This window comes from Azospirillum sp. A26 (assembly GCF_042604635.1).
GTDB classification, from domain to species: domain Bacteria; phylum Pseudomonadota; class Alphaproteobacteria; order Azospirillales; family Azospirillaceae; genus Azospirillum; species Azospirillum palustre.
In genome coordinates, this window is record NZ_CP170474.1 from 205,593 (window position 1) to 224,345 (window position 18,753).

At 68.0% G+C, this 18,753-nt stretch carries 16 protein-coding genes; 10 read left to right on the plus strand and 6 right to left on the minus strand.

Annotation, left to right across the window (positions count from 1 at the left end):
* Positions 1-2: 2 nt before the first annotated feature.
* On the minus strand, positions 3-932 hold the full coding sequence (locus ABNQ39_RS24675) for a choline sulfate utilization transcriptional regulator (RefSeq protein WP_376963034.1): 930 nt from the start codon (positions 930-932) through the stop codon (positions 3-5).
* A gap of 111 nt (positions 933-1,043) precedes the next feature.
* Here ABNQ39_RS24675 and betC point away from each other — a divergent pair, with 111 nt between their 5' ends.
* Both betC and choX read left to right on the plus strand, forming a co-directional pair.
* The gene (gene betC / locus ABNQ39_RS24680) at positions 1,044-2,585 is read left to right on the plus strand and encodes a choline-sulfatase (RefSeq protein ID WP_376963036.1); all 1,542 of its coding nucleotides are present in this window, start codon (positions 1,044-1,046) and stop codon (positions 2,583-2,585) included.
* Positions 2,586-2,661: 76 nt separating this feature from the next.
* Positions 2,662-3,633 carry a choline ABC transporter substrate-binding protein gene (choX, locus tag ABNQ39_RS24685; protein WP_376963038.1) on the plus strand — a complete coding sequence of 324 codons (972 nt, stop codon included), beginning with the start codon at positions 2,662-2,664 and terminating at the stop codon, positions 3,631-3,633.
* A gap of 291 nt (positions 3,634-3,924) precedes the next feature.
* On the opposite strand, the gene ABNQ39_RS24690 is transcribed toward choX, so the two are convergent.
* Positions 3,925-5,376 (minus strand): aldehyde dehydrogenase family protein, encoded by a 1,452-nt coding sequence (locus tag ABNQ39_RS24690; protein ID WP_376963041.1) that lies wholly within the window; start codon positions 5,374-5,376, stop codon positions 3,925-3,927.
* 208 nt (positions 5,377-5,584) lie between these two features.
* Between ABNQ39_RS24690 and ABNQ39_RS24695 the strand changes: the two genes are divergently transcribed.
* From ABNQ39_RS24695 to ABNQ39_RS24705, 3 genes are read left to right on the plus strand one after another with little or no spacing between them, the layout of a single operon-like run.
* Entirely contained in the window at positions 5,585-9,343 is a 3,759-nt protein-coding gene (locus ABNQ39_RS24695) for a PAS domain-containing protein (RefSeq protein ID WP_376963044.1), read from the plus strand.
* Complete coding sequence (locus ABNQ39_RS24700; RefSeq protein WP_376963047.1) at positions 9,336-9,722, plus strand: response regulator; 387 nt, start codon at positions 9,336-9,338, stop codon at positions 9,720-9,722. Before ABNQ39_RS24695 ends, ABNQ39_RS24700 begins: the two co-directional genes overlap by 8 nt.
* Before the next feature lie 7 nt (positions 9,723-9,729).
* A complete protein-coding gene (locus ABNQ39_RS24705; RefSeq protein WP_376963049.1) occupies positions 9,730-10,302 on the plus strand; it encodes a DUF533 domain-containing protein in 573 nt (190 codons plus the stop codon).
* Between the two features lie 30 nt (positions 10,303-10,332).
* On the opposite strand, the gene ABNQ39_RS24710 is transcribed toward ABNQ39_RS24705, so the two are convergent.
* The 3 genes from ABNQ39_RS24710 to ABNQ39_RS24720 all read right to left on the minus strand — a co-directional run bounded on the left by ABNQ39_RS24710 (position 10,333) and on the right by ABNQ39_RS24720 (position 14,681).
* Entirely contained in the window at positions 10,333-10,764 is a 432-nt protein-coding gene (locus ABNQ39_RS24710; RefSeq protein WP_376963052.1) for a CBS domain-containing protein, read from the minus strand.
* Positions 10,765-10,870: 106 nt separating this feature from the next.
* Positions 10,871-12,637 (minus strand): SLC13 family permease, encoded by a 1,767-nt coding sequence (locus ABNQ39_RS24715; RefSeq protein WP_376963054.1) that lies wholly within the window; start codon positions 12,635-12,637, stop codon positions 10,871-10,873.
* A 172-nt stretch (positions 12,638-12,809) separates the two neighbouring features.
* The gene (locus tag ABNQ39_RS24720) at positions 12,810-14,681 is read right to left on the minus strand and encodes a diguanylate cyclase (RefSeq protein ID WP_376963056.1); all 1,872 of its coding nucleotides are present in this window, start codon (positions 14,679-14,681) and stop codon (positions 12,810-12,812) included.
* A gap of 348 nt (positions 14,682-15,029) precedes the next feature.
* On the opposite strand from ABNQ39_RS24720, the gene ABNQ39_RS24725 reads away from it, so the two are divergent.
* Positions 15,030-15,437 (plus strand): hypothetical protein, encoded by a 408-nt coding sequence (locus tag ABNQ39_RS24725; protein ID WP_109050918.1) that lies wholly within the window; start codon positions 15,030-15,032, stop codon positions 15,435-15,437.
* Between the two features lie 41 nt (positions 15,438-15,478).
* Here the strand turns inward: ABNQ39_RS24725 and ABNQ39_RS24730 are convergent, their stop codons facing one another.
* Entirely contained in the window at positions 15,479-16,345 is an 867-nt protein-coding gene (locus ABNQ39_RS24730) for a LysR family transcriptional regulator (RefSeq protein WP_376963061.1), read from the minus strand.
* A 140-nt stretch (positions 16,346-16,485) separates the two neighbouring features.
* Here ABNQ39_RS24730 and ABNQ39_RS24735 point away from each other — a divergent pair, with 140 nt between their 5' ends.
* The 4 genes from ABNQ39_RS24735 to ABNQ39_RS24750 all read left to right on the plus strand — a co-directional run bounded on the left by ABNQ39_RS24735 (position 16,486) and on the right by ABNQ39_RS24750 (position 18,572).
* Positions 16,486-16,851 (plus strand): cupin domain-containing protein, encoded by a 366-nt coding sequence (locus ABNQ39_RS24735; protein WP_376963065.1) that lies wholly within the window; start codon positions 16,486-16,488, stop codon positions 16,849-16,851.
* Positions 16,852-16,966: 115 nt separating this feature from the next.
* Complete coding sequence (locus tag ABNQ39_RS24740) at positions 16,967-17,509, plus strand: hypothetical protein (protein ID WP_376963068.1); 543 nt, start codon at positions 16,967-16,969, stop codon at positions 17,507-17,509.
* A gap of 217 nt (positions 17,510-17,726) precedes the next feature.
* Positions 17,727-18,191 (plus strand): hypothetical protein, encoded by a 465-nt coding sequence (locus tag ABNQ39_RS24745; protein WP_376963071.1) that lies wholly within the window; start codon positions 17,727-17,729, stop codon positions 18,189-18,191.
* Positions 18,192-18,224: 33 nt separating this feature from the next.
* Positions 18,225-18,572 carry a hypothetical protein gene (locus tag ABNQ39_RS24750; protein WP_376963074.1) on the plus strand — a complete coding sequence of 116 codons (348 nt, stop codon included), beginning with the start codon at positions 18,225-18,227 and terminating at the stop codon, positions 18,570-18,572.
* Positions 18,573-18,753 lie beyond the last annotated feature (181 nt).

Here is an 18,753-nt window from a genome sequence, read left to right on the forward strand (position 1 = left end):
GATCATGCGGCTCCGTCCCGCCGGCTTTCCTCGACCACCCAGCGGCGAAAGCGGTCGTGGCGCTCATCCGCCCCACGCCGGATAGGAACGACGAGGAAATAGCCCCGTTCCGTCTGGATCGGCCGATCGAGCAGTGAGACCAGATGCCCGTCCCGCATCAGGTCGTCGATCAGCGGGCTCCATCCCAGCGCCACCCCCTGCCCCATCAGGGCGGCCTGCAAGACCAGCGGATAGTTGTTGAAGGTCAGCTCCTGGCCGCCGGCCGGCATCGGCAGACCGTACAAGGTGAACCAGTCGCCCCAGGACAACCACGCGGCCGGCCCGACGCTTTCCAGATGCAGGAGCGGCAGAGACGACAGGTCGGCCGGGTTACCCGCGCCCTCGGCGGCAAGCGGAGCGCGGCTCCTCCGGAAGGCCGGGCTGCAGACCGGCAGCACCCGTTCCGGGAACAGCAGTTCCGCTTCGCAGCCGGGCCAATGGCCGTGCCCGAAGGTGATGGCGATGTCTGCCGCTTCCCGGCGCAGGTCGATTGCGGTCTGCATCGTCACGATCCGCACGTCCAGCTCGGGCAGAAGCTGGCGCAGGGCACTGAGGCGCGGCAGCAGCCAGCCGGCGGCGAAGCCGAAATCGGTGGCGACGTTCAGGACGCCCGGCCGGCGTCGGTCACGGATGCGGGTCACCGCGTCGCCGATGCCATCGAGCGCATCGCGCGTCGCCTCGTAGAGCCGTACGCCGTCCGGCGTCAGCGCCACCCCGCGATGCAGGCGGCGGAACAGCGGGGTCCCCAGATCGGCCTCCAGCCAGCCGATCTGATGGCTGACGGCCGACTGGGTGCAGGCAAGCTCGCGGGCGGCGGCGCTGAAGCTGAGCAGCCGGCCGGCCGCCTCGAAGAACAGCAGGGTGCGCAGCGGCGGCAGGCGGTCTTTTCCCATGAGCACCCTTCATGCCAGCATGATCAGACAGGGGCTTCACGCTCCCTGCCCGCTTCGTCAATTCTATCCTCCACGAACGATCTGTCCACAGACGGTATGAAGCAGGCGGATATGGCGCGGCGTCCCAACATCCTCATCCTCATGGCCGACCAGATGATCCCGCAGGCACTCGGCGCCTACGGCAACCCGACGGTGCGGACACCGAACATCGACCGGCTGGCGGAAGGCGGCGTGGTGTTCGACAGCGCCTACTGCAACAGCCCGCTCTGCGCGCCCTCGCGCTATGTCTTCCTGTCGGGACGGCTGCCCTCGGCCATCGGCGCCTACGACAACGCCGCCGAACTCCCGTCGACCGTCCCCACCTTCGCCCATTATCTGCGGCTGGCGGGCTACCGGACGATCCTGTCCGGCAAGATGCATTTCTGCGGGGCCGACCAGCTTCACGGCTTCGAGGAACGGCTGACCACAGACATCTATCCGGCCGATTTCGGCTGGACGCCGGACTGGACCCGGCCCGATGAACGGCCGAGCTGGTACCACAACATGAGTTCGGTGCGCGATGCCGGTCCCTGCCTGCGCACCAACCAGCTCGACTTCGACGAGGAGGTGGTCTTCACCTCGGAGCGCAAGCTGTACGACATCGCCCGCGGCCGGCGGGAACGCCCCTTCTGCTTCGTGGTGTCGCTGACCCACCCGCACGACCCCTACGCCATCACTGAGCGCTACTGGAACCGCCACACCGACGCGGAGGTGCCGCTGCCACGCGTCACCCTGGCGCCTGACGAGATGGACCCGCATTCGCGGCGGTTGCGCCACGTCTGTGCCATGGACGAGATGCCCCTCAGCGAACGGCAGATCCGCAATGCCCGCCGCGCTTATTACGGGTCAGTCGCCTATGTGGACGACCAGATCGGCCGGCTCATGACCGTGCTGGAGGAAACCGGGCTGGCCGAGGACACCATCGTCGTCCTGCTGTCCGACCATGGCGACATGCTGGGCGAACGCGGCCTGTGGTACAAGATGAGCTTCTTCGAGTCCGCCTGCCGCATCCCGCTGATCGTGCGGACGCCGGGCTGGTTCCAGGCCGGGCGGGTCGCCGCCTCGGTCTCGTCGATGGATCTGCTGCCGACCCTGGTCGATTTCGCCCATGACGGGGCGGCACCGGGCCTGCGGACGCCCATCGACGGGCGCAGCCTGCTGCCGCACCTTCAGCGCAGCGGCGGCCACGACGAGGTGATCGGCGAATATCTGGGCGAAGGCGCCGTGGCCCCGATCGTGATGATCCGGCGCGGCAGCGAAAAATTCATCCACTCGCCGGCCGATCCCGACCAGCTCTACGACCTGTCCGACGACCCGGACGAGCTGACCAACCGGGCGGAGCGGCCTGCCGCCGGCTCGGAGGCGGCCAATGCCCTGCAAGGCTACCGCGCCGAAGTGGAGCAGCGCTGGGATCTGGCGCGCCTGCATGGGGAGGTCATCGCCAGCCAGCAGCTGCGCCTTCTGGTCGACGACGCGCTGCGGCAGGGGCAGCATCGCTCCTGGGATTTCCAGCCTTTCACCGATGCAGGCACCAGCTATATGCGCAACCATCTGGATCTCGACGATCTGGAAGCCATGGCGCGCTTCCCGCGTCCCGGCGCCCCTGCGCAGTAGGACGGCGCGACGGCGCGCCGGACCTCGACCGTCAACCGACAGGAGGGAAAGCAGCATGCATGGACCCGGGGTTGCAATGGGCGGTTTGACGGCAGGGCGTGCGGCGCTGGCCGGCGTGATGGCCGTGTTCGGGATGGTGGCCGGCTCGCTGCCCTCTTCGGCGGTGGCGGCGGAACCGGCCAGTTGCCAGACGGTGAGGATGGCGGATCCCGGCTGGACCGACATCACCGCAACCAATGCGGTGGCGGGCACGCTGCTGAGCGCGCTGGGCTACCAGCAGAAGGTCGAGACGGTCGCCGTGCCGATCATTTTCCAGGGGCTGAAGACCGCGCAGATCGACGTCTTCCTCGGCAACTGGATGCCGGCCCAATCCACCTTCCTCGACAAGCTGATCGCCGAGAAATCCGTCGAGATCGTGCGCCCGAACCTGGAGAACGCCAAATTCACCCTGGCGGTGCCGAAGGCGGTGGCCGATGCCGGCGTGCACAGCTTCGCCGACCTCGCCAAGTTCGGCGACCGGTTCGAGAAGAAAATTTATGGCATCGAGCCGGGGGCGCCGGCCAACCAGAACATCCAGCGCATGCTCGACAAGAAGGATTTCGGGCTGGAAGGCTGGACCCTGGTCGAATCGAGCGAGCAGGCCATGCTGGCCCAGGCGGTGCGCCGAACGCGCAGCAAGGACTGGGTGGTCTTCCTCGGCTGGCAGCCGCACCCGATGAACACCCGGATCGACATGACCTATCTCAGCGGCGGCGATGCCTATTTCGGCCCGAACTATGGCAGCACCACGGTCAACACCCTGTCCCGGCGCGGCTACGGCACCGACTGCACGAATACCCACCGCCTGTTCAGCCAGCTCGCCTTCACCGTCGGGATGGAGAACGAGATCATGGCCGCCATCACGGACGACAAGAAGGCGCCCAAGGACGCTGCGGCCGCCTATCTGAAGGCGCATCCCGACCTGATAGGCCCCTGGCTGGCCGGCGTGTCGACCCGCGACGGCAAGGATGGCGCCGCAGCCGTGCGCACGGCGTTGGGCCTGAAGTGACGCAACCGAACGAGATGAAAACGACAAGGAGATGAACGACATGCTCGCCGCGTTGCGCGCACGGGTCCGGGCCCGCTTCCCGTCCTGGTTCCGTCCGTCCTACCGGCCCGAACGCCATTACATGCGCGGTCCCTCCGGCCGACGATGAGGCCGGAGCGTTCAAAGAATGCTCGTTTCCATGATCCGGTCGTTTTGAGGAACACAGGTCAGCGCACCCTGGCCGGCCACCCAACCATGGGCGGCCGGTCTCACCGGGAATGGTGGAGCACACGGCTCCATCACGGATGGATTTCAGGGCGCGTAGCCGACGGTCCCCTTGATCTCCAGGAACTCCTCCAGCCCGAAATCGGCATATTCCCGCCCGTTGCCCGACTGCTTGTAACCGCCGAAGGGCGCGCCGGCATCCCAGGCCGGATGATTGATATAGACATTCCCGCTGCGCATCTGCGCCGCCACCTTGCGGGCGCGCTCCAGCGAGCCCGACTGCACATAGGAGGCGAGGCCATAGGGCGTGTCGTTGGCGCGGCGGATCGCCTCTTCCTCGCTGCCATAGGGGAGGATCGCCAGCACCGGGCCGAAAATCTCCTCGCGCGCGATGGTCATGTCGTCGGTGACGTTGGCAAAGACCGTCGGCCGGACATAATAGCCACGGTTCAACCCCTCCGGACGGCCGGGGCCGCCGGTGACGAGGTCGGCGCCCTCGGCGATGCCGGTCTCGATCAGGCGCTGGATCTTGTCGTACTGGATCTGGCTGACAACCGGACCGAGCCGGGTGTCGGCCGCGGACGGCGCACCGACCTTCAGCCGTTCGGCCGTGGTCCTGGCGATCTCCACCGCTTGGCCGTGCAGGGCGGCCGGCACGAACATCCGGGTCGGCGCGTTGCACGACTGGCCGCTGTTGTTCATGCAGCCCTCGACGCCCAGCTTCACGGCGCGGTTCAGGTCGGCATCGTCCAGGATGATGTTGGCGGACTTGCCGCCGAGTTCCTGGTGCACGCGCTTGACCGTGTCGGCCGCCGCCTTGGCGACGAGGATGCCGGCCCGCGTCGATCCGGTGAAGGACACCATGTCGACGCCCGGATGGCGGGCGATGGCCTCGCCCACCGTCGGGCCGTCGCCATTGACGAGGTTGAAGACGCCCTTCGGCACGCCCGCCTCATGGACGGCTTCGGCGAAGAGGATGGCGTTGAGCGGGGCGATCTCGCTCGGCTTCAGCACCATGGTGCAGCCGGCGGCCAGCGCAGGCGCCACCTTGCACATGATCTGGTTGATCGGCCAGTTCCACGGCGTGATCATGCCGACGACGCCGATCGGCTCCTTGCTGATCAGGGTGGAGCCGCGCAGTTCCTCGAACGCGAAGCCTTCCAGCGTCTCGATCATCCGGGAGAGGTGGGCGGTTCCCATGGCGGCCTGCGAGCGATGGGCCAGCGTCTTCGGCGCGCCCATCTCACGCGACAGGATGTCCGCGACGGCGTCGTAGCGCGCCTTGTAGCATTCCAGCAGACGCCGCATCAGGGCGAGCCGCTCCTCGCGCGAGGTGGCGGCGAAGGCCGGGAAGGCGGCACGGGCCGCGGCGACCGCCCGGTCGACATCCTCCGCCGTGCCCATCGCGATGGTGGCGAAGGCCTCCTCCGTCGCCGGATCGATCACGTCGAGCGTCGTGGCGCCCGCCGTCCCGGTCGCGGGCCCGTTCGCCGGATCCACCCAGGCGCCGTCGATGTAGAATTTCAGGCTGTTCGACATCCATGCCTCGTGTTCGTACAGTGGCGGGAACGGCTGCCTGACCAGGGACCGGAGCAGCCGCTCCGCAGGTCGAAGGAAAATAGCCCTCTGCACGCCTGACCGGAAGCCGCAACACGCCGTCCCTGTCAGGGGTACCTAGCACGCCGCCGTGAACGAATGGTGCCGCCGGCTGTTTCCATTGCCGTCCCTCCCCGTCCGTACATGGTTCATGCCCCCCGACCGAGCGCCCCAGACCGACACCCCGTCCAGCAGCCAGCTTGCCGCCAGCCTCACCCGCAGGGAGAGACAGCACGACCTGCTGGCCCGCTTCGGCTTGGCCGCCCTGAAAAGCACCGACCTCGCCGATCTGTTGCAGCAGGCCACATCCCTCTGCGCCGAAGCGCTGGAGGCCGAATTTTGCAAGGCGCTGGAACGGGTGAGGGAGGCGGATGGCACCGAGCGCCTGCTGGTCCGCGCCGGCGTCGGCTGGCATCCCGGCGTGGTCGGCAAGCGGTCGGTCGGCGCAGACCTCGCCTCCCCCGCCGGCTATGCGCTGAAAACCGGCGAGCCGGTCATCGCCAACGACCTCGGCGCCGAGTCCCGTTTCCGCTGCCCCGATCTGCTGGCCGACCATGGGGTGAAGCGCGTCATCGACGTCATCATCCGCAGCGAGGGCGCGCCGTTCGGCGTGCTGGAGGTCGACAGCAGCCGGGAGGGCCGCTTCGACGCCGCTGACGCCGCCTTCCTCCAGGGGGTCGCCAACCTGCTGGGCGGCGCCATCGACCGCGCCGCCGATGCCGCCGAGCGCCGCCGGACCGAAGCCCTGCTGCGCGAGAACGAGGCCCAGTTCCGCGGCCTCGCCGACCTGATCCCGCAGCTGACCTGGATGGCCGATGCCAGCGGTGCGATCTATTGGTACAACCGGCGCTGGTACGACTATACCGGTGCCAAGCCGGGAGAGACGGAGGGCTGGAACTGGCGGAGTGTCCACCACCCCGACCATGTCGAACGCGCCTCCGACGGCTTCTTCCGCGCCATCCGCACCGGCGAGCCGTGGGAGGACACCTTCCCCCTGCGCGGCAGGGATGGCCAGTACCGCTGGTTCCTGTCGCGCGCCGTGCCGGTGAGCGGCCCGGATGGGCGCATCCTGCGCTGGCTGGGCACCAACACCGACGTGACCGAGCAGCGCAAGGCCGAATCCCGGATCATGGAGGCGGAGCGCCGGTTGCAACTGGCGCTGCGCGCCGCGCGGATCGGCGCATGGTCGTGGAATTTGGAGGAGGATCGCATCGAGGCCGACGCCCGTCTGCGCGAAATCTTCGACTTCACCGCGGACCAGCCGATAAACGGCTCCGACGTGACCGGCCGCGTCCATCCCGACGACCAGCCTCGGATCGGCGGGATCATCGACACCGCCCGGCGGGAGCGCGGCGAGTATGACGCCGAATTCCGTATCCTGCTGCCGTCCGGCGAGGTCCGCTGGGCGGTAGCGCGGGGGGTGGTGACCGACAGCACGCCGGAACGCAGCCTGACGCTGATCGGCGTCACCTGGGACACCACCGACGCCAAGCGGGCGGAGGAGAAGTTGCGCCTCAGCGAGGAGCGCTTCCGCTCGCTGGTGGAGGCGACCGCCGCCATCGTCTGGTACACCTCCGGCGCCGGCCGCTTCGAGGCCCCGCAGCCGAGCTGGAGCAGCTTCACCGGCCAGACCTTCGACAAGCTGAGGGGCATCGGCTGGGTTGAGGCCATCCATCCCGACGACCGCCCCCACACCTCGGAAGCCTGGCGCGCGGCGCGGGCGGGGCGGACAATCTACAAGACGGAACACCGCCTGCGCCGGTCCGACGGCGTCTATCGCGACATGCTTGTCCGCGCCGTGCCCCTGCTCGACGCCAACGGGGCCGTTCAGGAGTGGGTCGGCGTCCACACCGACATCACCACCCGCCGCCGCGCCGAGGAGGTGTTGCGCGAGACGGAGGAGCGCTACCGGCTGGCGGCGCAGGCCACCAACGACGCCATCTGGGACTGGAACCTGTCGTCCGACCGCATCCATTGGAACGAGGCGGTGCGCACCCTTTTCGGCTATGGCGCCGATGCGTCGGAGACCTCCGCGTCCTGGTGGATGGACCACATCCACCCCGACGACCAGGACCATGTGGTGACCGGCATCCATGCGGTGATCGACGGCGGCGGCACGCGCTGGAACGACGAATACCGCTTCCGCCGCGCCGACGGCAGCTATGCCAGCATCCTCGACCGCGGCTTCGTCCTGCGCAGCCCCATCGGCCAACCGCTGCGGATGATCGGCGCCATGCAGGACATCAGCGTGCGCAAACGGGTGGAGGAGGAACTGGAGGCCGCCCGCTTCACCGCGGAGGAGGCCAACCGGGCTAAGAGCCTGTTCATCGCCAATATGAGCCACGAACTGCGCACGCCGCTCAGCGCGGTCATCGGTTACACCGAGATGCTGGAGGAGGAGCTGGCAGACCTCGGCGTCGACAGCATGCTGCCCGATCTGGAGAAGATCGAGGCGAATGCCCGCCACCTGCTGAACCTGATCAATGGCGTCCTCGACATCTCGAAGATCGAGGCCGGCAAGATGGAGGTGCACGGCGAGGACGCCGACATCGCCGAGCTGACGCGCGAGGTCGCCGCGACGGTGGAGGCGCTGGTGTCGAAAAAGGGCAACCGGCTGGCCGTGGAGGTGGCGGATGGGCTCGGCACCATGCACACCGACGTGGTGAAGGTGCGCCAGTGCCTGTTCAACCTGTTGAGCAACGCCGCGAAATTCACCGAGGACGGCACCATCACCCTGTCGGTGGAGCGGGCGGCTCCCAGCCCGCAGGGCGCGGATGAGGCCGTGCCCACCGACATGGTCGTCTTCCGCGTCACCGACACCGGGATCGGCATGACGCCGGAACAGGTCCGCCGGCTGTTCGAACGCTTCATGCAGGCCGACAGCTCCACCACCCGGCGCTTCGGCGGGACCGGGCTCGGGCTGGCGATCACCAAGGCCTTCGCCGACATGCTGGGCGGCGAGATTTCGGTCGACACGGCATCGGGCCAGGGCACCAGCTTCACGCTCCGCCTTCCCGCAGACCTGCGGCACGGCCGTCTGGCCGGCGCGGCCGATGCCGACCCGTTGAGCGTGGAGGAGGTCACGCCGTCCCAGGCCGCCCGCGAGACGATCCTGATCATCGACGACGAGCAGGCGATGCGCGAGCTGCTCGCCCGTTTCCTGCACCGCGAGGGGTTCGGCGTCGCTCTGGCCGCCGATGGGCAGACCGGCCTGTCGATTGCCCGGCAAATCCGCCCGCGCGCCATCCTGCTGGACGTGATGATGCCGCGGACCGACGGTTGGTCGGTGCTGTCGGTGCTGAAGGCCGAACCCGACCTTGCCGATATTCCCGTCATCATCGTCTCGTCGCGCCGGGAAAAGGGGCTGGCCCTGTCGCTGGGTGCCGCCGACTATTTCACCAAGCCGGTGGACTGGCAGCGCCTGCAGCGGGTGCTGAGCGGCCTCAGCGGGCAGGCGCCCGGCACGGCGCTGGTGATGATGGAGGCGGACGAGACCCGCACCCTCCTGGCCGCCGAACTGGGCCGCGACGGCTGGCAGATCGCCGAGGCCGAAACGGAGGAGGAGGCGTTCAGCCGTCTCGCCACCACCCTGCCGACGGTCATCCTGCTCGACCCCGTCATGGCCGGGCTGGACGGCTTCGCCTTCCTCAAGGCGCTGGACCGCAACCCGGACTGGCGGGACATCCCCGTCATTGTCGTTGTCGCCCAGCCAATCGGGCGCGATGAGACGGAGGAACTGCGCGGCCGGGTGCAGGACATCATCCCGATGGCAGAGGACGGAGCGGATGGGGTGATCGAGGAGTTGAAGGAAGCGATCGCACGCCTGCGGCCCGCTCCCCCCGACCGGGGCCCCCAGGACCGGAGCATGGACGCCGGCGCGACGAACGGAACAGGAGGCACCGATGGCTAAGCTGCTGCTGGTCGAGGATCATGAGGAAATCTGGGACTTCCTGTCGCGCCGGCTGAAGCGGCGCGGATTCGACGTCGTTCTCGCCTTCGACGGACGGCAGGGGGTGGACATGGCGCGCAGCGAGCAACCCGACGTCATCCTGCTCGACATGAACCTGCCCATCATCGACGGCTGGACCGCCGCCCGCGAGCTGAAGGCGGGGCAGGAGACCTCCGCTATCCCGATCATCGCGCTGACCGCCCACGCCATGTCCGGCGACCGCGAGAAGACCTTGCAGGCCGGCTGCGACGACTATCACCCCAAGCCGGTCGATTTCTCCCGCCTGTTGACCCAGATCGACACCGCCATGCAACGCCGCCCGCAAACGGCCGGGGAGTAACCGTGGAATGACCCAAGCCTCCCCCGGCCTGCTGAAGCGCCTTTTCGCCGGCGCACCGAAGGCGCCTGCCCCGGATGCCGCCCTCGGGGCCGATCCCGCTCCGCCGAAGTCCCGCCTGGGCCACGAGCCGGCGCTGCATGCGATGCTGGGTCGGCAGATCCTCGACGCCCATCTACGCAACCGCCACCAGCTGCTCGACCGCGCGCCCACCGACTTCCGGACCGCCGACGCGGATGAAACCCATCTGCTGGTGCTTGCCATGTCGGCCGCCGCCCAGGCCGACGGCGAGCTGGATACGATTGAACGTGGCCGGATCCGGAGCAGGCTCGGCACCAGCAGCCTCGACGAGGAGGCCCGGAGCCGGCTGGAGCAGTTGGTGGACGAACCGCAATGCCTGGAGGAGCTGGTCCGCCGGATCGACTCCCCGCGGCTGGCCGCACGCTTCTACGCCGTATCCCTGGCGACGGTCGACAAGAACGCGCCGATCAACCGCTCCTACCTGCGCTATCTCGCCCAGCGCCTGGGCCTGCCCGCCGATCTGGTGGTCCGGCTGAACCGCCAGATGGGGCTGCGGCTGTAAAGGGAATGGCGGGGGACTTTCGCCCTCCCCTCACACGTCCTGCCCGCTGGCACTGAGTTCGCTCAGCGCCTCGCGGATGGTGTCGGTATCCAGCAGCATGCGGCGCGAGATGTCGCTCAGCGTCAGCCAGCCGACGACCAACCCGCCCTCGTCCAGCACCGGCAGGCGGCGCACGTGATAGGCGCCCATGATGTCCATGGCGGTGGCCAGCGTGTCGGTGTCGCGGCAGCTGAACAGTGCGCTCGACATCACATCGCGCACCCGCACCCGCGTGTTGTCGCCGCCCTCCGCCACCACGCGGAACAGGATGTCGCGGTCGGTCAGGATGCCGACGAGGTCGTCGGCCGATCCGACCGGCAGGGCGCCGACATCCAGTTCCCCCATCAGCGTCGCGGCGTCCTGCACGGTGGCGTCGGGTGAAATGAACTCCAGCGCCTTCGCCATGATCTCGGAAACCAGCACGGTCTTGATCCTCGTTGTTCAGGCCATCCGGACATTTGACCTGGGGCCGGGCTTGGGCAACGGAGCCGGGCTTCCCGTTGTTCCCCACCCTTCTCAGCCGCTCTTCTCAGCCACCCAGCGGCCAAAACGTCACGATCAGCCAAGTGCCCAGCGCCAGGATGATCAGCGACAGCGGCACGCCCAGCCGCGGATAGTCGCCGAACCGGTAGCCGCCCGGCCCCATCACCAACGTGTTGCACTGGTGGCCGATGGGCGTCAGGAAATCGCTGCCGGCGCCGACCGCGACCGCCATCAGGAACGGGTCGGGGCTGAGCCCCAGCTGCTGCGCCACGCCCGCGCCGATGGGCGCCATCACCAGCACCGTCGCGGCGTTGTTCAGGAATGGCGTCACCGCCATCGCCGCCGCCATGATCAGCGCCACGCAGGCCACCGCCGGCAGACCGCGCGCGGCATCGGCCAGCAGCGTGGAGATCACCTGCGTCGCCCCGGTGCTCTCCAGCGTGCCGCTGACCGGGATCAGCGCGGCCAGCAGGATGAGGATCGGCCATTCCACCGCGTGGTAGGCATCCTCGACGCTCAGCACGCCGGTGACGATCATCGCTGCCGCCGCGGCCAGGAAGGTGACCGCCAGCGGCGCCAGATGGAAGCCGAGGACCAGCATCGTGACGACCAGGATGCCGACCGGCACCCAGACCGGCCGGCGCCGGCCGAGTTGCAGCCTGCGCTCCGCCAGCGGGATCAGGTTGGCATCGGCCAGCGCATCCGGATAGCGCTCCGCCGGCACCTGCAACAGCAGCAGGTCGCCCTCCCTGAACATCACATGGTGCAGGCGCCGGGCGAGCCGCTCGCCGGTCCGGCTGACCGCCAGCAGACTGACGCCGAAACGCCGGCGCAAATCCAGGGAGCGGTCCGATTTGCCGGCCAGCGGCGAGTCCGGCGTCACCACCGCCTCCACCGCCAGCAGTTCGCCCTCCGCCCCCTCCAGGATACCCAGCGGCTCCAGCGATGCGCCCTGGACGAGACGTTGCAGGGCGGGGGCGTCGCCCTCCAGCACCAGCACGTCGTCGGCCATCAGGGGCCAGTGCTTGTCCGGCACATAGCGACGGAAGCGCTCGCGGATCAGGCCGATCACCTGCGCCTCGCCCTCCGCCAGGGCTTCCACGTCGCGAACGGTGCGCCCGACGAAGGAGGACCCGGCCGGCAGCCTCATCTCGCTGGCGTAATTCTCGACCGCGAAGGTCTCCTCCGCCGAGCGGGCGCCGCTGCGATCCTGGGGCAGCAGGCGCCAGCCGACCATCAGGAACAGCAGCCCGACGACCGTGATGCCCAGCCCGACCGGCAGGTAATCGAACATGGAAAATGGCTGGCCGACGATCTCGGTCCGCACCCGAGAGACGATGATGTTGGGGGAGGTGCCGACCAGCGTCATCAGCCCGCCCATCAGCGAGGCGAAGGCCATCGGCATCAGCACCCGGTGTGCGCCCGTCCGATGCCGCCGCGCCAGCTGCATGGTGATCGGCAGGAAGATGGCGAGCGCGCCGATGTTCTTCATCAGCGCCGACATGAAGGCCACCGATCCGCACAGGAAGGCGATCTGCCGCGTCGGCGTGCTGAGCTTCGCGGCCACCGGACGCACCAGCGCGTCGATCACCCCGGACCGGGCGATCCCGGCGCTGACGATCAGGGCGGAGGCGATGATGATGACGATGTCGTCGGCAAAGCCGGAAAAGGCGTCCTTCGCGGGGATCAGTCCCAGGAACACGCCGGCCAGCAGGGCAAGCACCGCAACCACGTCGAACCGCCACCTGTTCCAGATCAGCATCGCCACCACGATGCCCACCAGCGCGAAGGACATGAACTGCTGAAGGGTCATCTGGGGTCCGTTCGTTGAGGTGCCCGAAGGTAACCCCGCACCCCCCACCTGCGTTCCCGCAAAGCCCGCGCTCAGACCCGGATGACCAGGATGCGCATCGTCCGTCGCTTCGGACTGCACTTTCAGGCTGCCTCCCAGGACGGCCCCCCTGCGCGGCACTCTCGTATTGCCCTCAGGCGGCGATGGCCCGCCGGTCCCGCCCAGCGGTCTTGGCCGCATACAGCGCCTGATCCGCCGCCGCCAGCAGGTCGTCCAGCGTGCTGCGCCGCCGCATCACGCTGATGCCGATGCTGACGGTGATGGCCAGCATACGGCCCGGCGCGGCCACCCGCGCCTGACGGACGTCTGCCAGCAGCAGCTCGGCAATGCGGTCGGCGTCGGAACCGTCGGCGCCCGGAATGATCATGGCGAATTCCTCGCCGCCCAGCCGTCCGAGCAGATCGCCGCCGCGCACCGTCGCCTGGAGAATGTCGGCCAGCATGCGCAGCACATCGTCGCCGGCCTGATGCCCGAAGCCGTCGTTGATCGATTTGAAATGGTCGGCGTCGATCATCAGGACGCTGACCGGCCGGCCCTGCCGCCAGACCTCCTCCAGCAACGCGGCGCCGCGGCCCATGAAGGCACGGCGGTTCAGTAGCCCGGTCAGCGGATCCAGATTGGCCAGTTCCCACAGCCTTTCTTCCTGTGCCTTGCGCTCGCGGATGTCGCGCAGCACGCCGACATAGATCGCCTCTCCCTCGCTGTGCGACGCGCCGAGCGTGAGTTCGACCGGAAACTCCACACCGCTGCGATGGCGCGCCATCAGTTCACGGACCCCAGCCTGCTTTCCCATTTCCTGGGGCGCGAAGTGACCGGGGTCCTTCAGGTCGCGCAATTGGCACGGCAGCAGCAGGTCGATGGTCCGGCCGATGAGGTTCTCGGCGGCATAGCCGAACAGGGTCGTTGCGGCAGGGTTCAGGAACTGGATGGTGCCGGAGCCGTCCACCACCAGCATAGCATCGCGCGCGGTGGAGACGAAGGCGGTCAGCCGCTCTTCGCTGCGCTGCAAGGCGGCCGTGCGCTCCACCACACGCTGTTCCAGCCGGGCGTTGGCTTCGGCCAGTTGGAGCAGCGCCCGCCGCCGCCGGGTGACCTGACGGTAGAGAGTGGCGGACAGCACCGCCCCACCGCCGCTCAGAACCAGGTCCAGCAGGAAAAAGACCGGCAGACGGCCGAGCCAGCCACTGATCGCCTCCCGGGTTTCGATGTTCGCCGCCGCAATGATGCCGTAGCGGGGACTGACCTGATAGGCGCCGGGACCGGCCACACCCGGCAGGATGGAGCCTCGCGTCGTGCTGGTGGTCGTCCCCGGTTCCTGCCCGTGGTGGAGGAACAGCGGCCAGTCGCTGGCCGAGCGGCCGAGGCAGTCCATGCTGGGCAGGCATCCGAACACGAAACCGGACGGTGAAACGATTGCCGCCTGCATGTCCTCCGGCAGCGGAAAAGCCTTCAGCATCGCGGAGAAGACTTGCGGGTCGAGCGCTGCGGAGACGATTCCGACAAGGCGGCCGAACCGGTCCTCGACCCGGCGGCTGACCGGCACCATCCACTGGCCGTCGGTCCGGCTGACGACCGGCTTTCCGATGAACAGGATGTCCGCCCCGCCGCTCAAATGATACTGGACATAGTCGCGGTCATGCAGATCGATGCCAACGGGATGCGGCGTCCGGGAATCGTGGCCCAGGCGCCCGTCCGGTTTGACGACGAAAAGGCTTCGCAGGATCGGTGTGATCCGGTGCTGATGGACCAGAAGACGATGGATGTCGAACTCTTCGAGGTCCGCGATCCGTTCGGAAACCCGCATGAATTCCGACACCACGGAAATGGTGCGGTCCGCGATCTCCAGCACCTCGTCCATATGCTCGGCACTGTGGGCCGTGGTGAGCGAGGCCAAGTCGACCATGGACTGGACGCTGGCGCTGTGCTCCGCCGAGAGCAGGCCACCGAGCACGCCGTTCAACAGGATGATCAGTCCGAGGGTCGTGGCGACCCATACCCGCTTCATGGCGCCCCGTATCGCACAGCGTTCGGAGGGAACCATGCCTGCCGCTAGGCTGGGCACGCAATTGGGACCAACCGCAGTCGCCGCATGTCCAATCCCCGGCAATCGTCCGGTGCTGCCAGGCACCCGTTTCACGGCATCGGCTTACTTTCCACCCGGCCCGATGATACAAGTTGTTGTGACGAACCATGACTTGATGGATCGTAGTATCCCGGACGATATCCGGGATTTTTTAAAATAACCGCCCACGATATCTGAATGGTTATAAGTGGATTTTTCATGGACTCCCGATTCGTGCTCTGACATCGTTCGAACACGAACCTTTCAGGGCGGGAAATCGGAGCCAGGGCAATGAAAACTTCATCCACAAGTTTCAAGGTGGCTTGCCTGTTCGCAATCGCCGGTCTCAGCATGGGCATCGGAATGGCGGCATCGCAGGATCACACCCTGATGCCGGCCCATGCGCACCTAAATCTTCTGGGCTGGGTGTCGCTGTTCCTGTTCGGCGTCTTTTACCGCCTGCATCCGGCATTGGAAACTAGCCGTCTTGCGATGACCCAGATCGTCGTCTGGAGTGTCGGCACCGCCTTCCTTACGGTCGCGGTGGCGGCGCTGCATCTCGGCTATGCCGCGTTCGAGCCGGTTGCCGCGGTCAGCGCGCTGCTCCTCCTCGGCTCGCTTGGGCTGTTCTCCGTCCTGGTCTTCCGGTCCGGCAAGCTGCCGCAGCCGGCAGCACGGGTGATGACTGCGGCGGAGTGAATCCAGGGCGTTTGCGGACCGCTTCAAGCCAAGGGCGCCGCTCAGCCCTTGCCCCGCAACGCATCCACGACGGCGCGCACGGCTGGAGACAGCGGCGCGCCCGCCGCGTAATAGAGGTGGAAGCCGGGAAAGCTCGGCGACCAGTCGGCCAGCACCCGCAGCAACCGCCCGTCGTCGATCATCGGCTGCACGACCTGATCGATGCCGTGCCACAGGCCGACGCCGCCGATTGCCGCATCCAGCATCAGGTCGGCATCGTCGGTGACCAGCGTGCCGTCGACGTCGAGCACCACCGTCTCCCCGTCGCGCTCGAAAGCCCAGCGGTAGAGCGCTCCGCCAGGGCCGCTGAGGCAGCCGATGCAACGGTGACGCACCAGATCGGAGGGATGGAGCGGCGCCGGATGGTCGGCGAAATAGCCGGGCGAGCCGACGACCGCGGTGGTGAAGGGCTTGGTCAACGCCACCGCCACCATGTCCTGCGCCACCTCGTTGCCGTACTGGATGCCCAGATCGAACCCGTCGGTCAGGTCGCCCGGCCATTCGACCGTGCGCAGGTCCAGCGTCACATGCGGACACTCGCGTGCAAGCCGGCGGATCGCCGGTCCCACCAGCATCTGGATTGCCAGCCGGGGTGCCGCAAGCCGCACGGTCCCGACCGGCGCGTCCTCCGGGATGCCGGCCGCGGCGACGGCCTCGTCCAGCAGCGCCAGCGCCGGACGCAGGTCCTGCAACAGCTTGGCCCCGGCTTCCGTCACCGTCACGGCCCGCGTGGTGCGGTTCAGCAACCGCAGGCCCAGCCGATCCTCGAAGGCGCGGATCGCATGGCTCAGCGTCGACGGCGTCAGCCCCAGTTCGGCAGCCGCCCGGCGAAAGCTGCACGCCTCCGCCACCGCGACGAACGCCCGCACCTCCGCATATTCCCCCGGCTTCAATCGCCTTCGCATTGCTGAATGCCACCCACCACCCTGTTGCACCGCAGCCGTCTTATGACGGAGCGCCCTGGATACTAGCTGAGGGTGATCGCACCCACCATTCCAGGGAAATGCACATGACCGTCCGCAAATTCGCCGTCACCGATATCCAGCTTGACCGCACGCCCGGCCAGCAGGCCGACGTGTTCGTCGGCAACGCCGTCGACCAGCGCCATGGCGGGCCTGTCACCATCGGCTACGGCCGTTACGCCCCCGACCAGAGCATCGACGAGCAGATTGCCGTCGACGACGTGATGGTGGTGCTGGAGGGCCGGGTCTCCGTCACCTCCGACGCCGGCACGGTCACCGCCGGTCCCGGCGAGATCGTCTATATGCCCAAGGGGTCATCCGTCACCATCCGCTCGCACGCGCAGGGCGCCCTCACCGCCTATGTCACCCATCCGCACTGGCAGGAGGCGCATCCCGGCACAAAACAGCGCTGATCGACAAAAGGCCGGTGTTTGTGGTGCGGCTCACATCCGGGAATCCGGCGCTTGGGTAGGGTCTGTCCATCGGCAACACGCCGCACCCCGCGGCCCCGAAAACAGGAGACAGACCATGATCCGCACCGCCCTGCTGACCGGCTTCGCTTCTCTCGCCCTGTTCGCCGCCCCGGCGATGGCCCAGAACATCTCCGACATCTCCAACACCGCGGCCGGCGTCGGCAACACCGCCAATCAGAGCGCGCTGGTCATGCAGAAGTCCAAGGGCCCCTTCGCCGGCCCGAACAGCGCCACCGTGTCCAACCTCGCCGCCGGCATCGGCAACACGGCCAACCAGGAAGCCTTCGTGAAGCAGCGCAGCGGCGGCCTGTTCAACGGCGGCTCGGCGGCCACCATCGGCAACACCGCGGCGGGCATCGGCAACAACGCCGGCCAGATGGCGACGGTGATGCAGCGGAGCGGCGGCCTGCTGAGCGGCGGTAACGTCGCCAACGTCGGCAACACGGCGGCCGGCATCGGCAACACCGCCCTGCAGAGCGGCACGGTGCTTCAGCGTTCGGGCGGGCTGGTCGGCCCCTTCAACCGCAGCAACATGCAGAACCTGTCGGCCGGCGTCGGCAACTTCGCCGGACAGAGCGCCCTGGTGAGGCAGCGCTGACCGTCCCCCTCCTCCCGGCTTCCTCCCTGACCTCGCTCCGGCCGGCAACGGCCGGAGCATTTTTCTGCCCGCCGGCAGCCCAGGAGGTCCGCTCCGCACTCCAGCGGGAAATCCGCCGCCCATTGTGGGGCAACTCACAGAAGCCGGTCCGGCACTTCACTTAAGCTCTCCTCAAGGACGCCACCTCACTCACTCCCCAACCGAAGGACAGCCCGCCATGATCCGCACCTGTGTTCTCGGCACCCTCGCCGCCATGCTGCTCGCCACCCCCGCCCTGGCGCAGAACAAGCCCGTCGGCCCCATGACCGGCCCCGGCATGCCGTCGATGATGGCGGTACCCGGACTGGTTAGCACCAATGTCGGCAACGCCACCAATGTCGGCGCCGGCATCGGCAACTCGGCACAGCAGCAGGGTGTTTTCCTTCAGGGCGGAGGCGGCGCTCCCATCCGCGGCGTCAGCCCGCTGGTCAGCACCAATGTCGGCACCGCCACCAACGTTGCCGCCGGCATCGGCAACAGCGCCGGTCAGAGGCTGCTGGGCATCCAGGGCAGCGGTGTGCAGGTCGGGCTGAACTTCAGCGGCCGCGGCCCCCTGGTCAGCACCAATGTCGGGGTCGGCACCAACGTCACCGCCGGGATCGGCAACAGCGCCGCCCAATCGCTGACCGGCCTTCGCCGCTGAGCGCTCTTTTCCCTCCAATCCCGGAGGCCACCGATGCCGAAGTTTCCGACACTCCTAGCCCTCGCCGCACCTGTCCTGCTGGTCCTGGCCGTTTCGGTCCCGGTGCAGGCCGACTCCCTCTCCTGCCAGACGGTCAACGGCAAGACCGTCTGCATGCGCGGATCGGGAACACTGAGCTGCGCGACGCACAACGGCCGGACCCGCTGTACTGCCACCCCGTCCGACCCGCAGTCGGAAGCCGTTCCCGAAACGGAGATCCAGCGGCTTCCCCGCCCGGTCACTCCCGATCTGCACAGCCTGCTCGAGCGCCGGGGGTTCCCCTTCGACCATCGGGTCCACTCCCTGACCCTGGAGGATGACGACGATCCGGACATCGACTGATCCCCGCCGAGCAGCGAAGCCGGAGACACCGACGGAGATTTTCCGCCGAGGACGACTCACCGCACCATCCCGCAATCGAAGGGCGGCCGGCAGACGCCGGTTGCCCTTTTCATATCCGACCCGTGCACGAACGGGGCAGAAGCGCCGACGACGGCGTACCGCCTTTGACGGCGGGGGTCGG

Bases quoted from the DNA above. Each gene is read 5' to 3' on its own strand.
- ABNQ39_RS24675 (WP_376963034.1), bottom strand. From the start codon at position 932: ATGGGAAAAGACCGCCTGCCGCCGCTGCGCACCCTGCTGTTCTTCGAG.
- betC (WP_376963036.1), top strand. From the start codon at position 1,044: ATGGCGCGGCGTCCCAACATCCTCATCCTCATGGCCGACCAGATGATC.
- choX (WP_376963038.1), top strand. From the start codon at position 2,662: ATGGGCGGTTTGACGGCAGGGCGTGCGGCGCTGGCCGGCGTGATGGCC.
- ABNQ39_RS24690 (WP_376963041.1), bottom strand. From the start codon at position 5,376: ATGTCGAACAGCCTGAAATTCTACATCGACGGCGCCTGGGTGGATCCG.
- ABNQ39_RS24695 (WP_376963044.1), top strand. From the start codon at position 5,585: ATGCCCCCCGACCGAGCGCCCCAGACCGACACCCCGTCCAGCAGCCAG.
- ABNQ39_RS24700 (WP_376963047.1), top strand. From the start codon at position 9,336: ATGGCTAAGCTGCTGCTGGTCGAGGATCATGAGGAAATCTGGGACTTC.
- ABNQ39_RS24705 (WP_376963049.1), top strand. From the start codon at position 9,730: ATGACCCAAGCCTCCCCCGGCCTGCTGAAGCGCCTTTTCGCCGGCGCA.
- ABNQ39_RS24715 (WP_376963054.1), bottom strand. From the start codon at position 12,637: ATGACCCTTCAGCAGTTCATGTCCTTCGCGCTGGTGGGCATCGTGGTG.
- ABNQ39_RS24720 (WP_376963056.1), bottom strand. From the start codon at position 14,681: ATGAAGCGGGTATGGGTCGCCACGACCCTCGGACTGATCATCCTGTTG.
- ABNQ39_RS24725 (WP_109050918.1), top strand. From the start codon at position 15,030: ATGAAAACTTCATCCACAAGTTTCAAGGTGGCTTGCCTGTTCGCAATC.
- ABNQ39_RS24735 (WP_376963065.1), top strand. From the start codon at position 16,486: ATGACCGTCCGCAAATTCGCCGTCACCGATATCCAGCTTGACCGCACG.
- ABNQ39_RS24740 (WP_376963068.1), top strand. From the start codon at position 16,967: ATGATCCGCACCGCCCTGCTGACCGGCTTCGCTTCTCTCGCCCTGTTC.
- ABNQ39_RS24745 (WP_376963071.1), top strand. From the start codon at position 17,727: ATGATCCGCACCTGTGTTCTCGGCACCCTCGCCGCCATGCTGCTCGCC.
- ABNQ39_RS24750 (WP_376963074.1), top strand. From the start codon at position 18,225: ATGCCGAAGTTTCCGACACTCCTAGCCCTCGCCGCACCTGTCCTGCTG.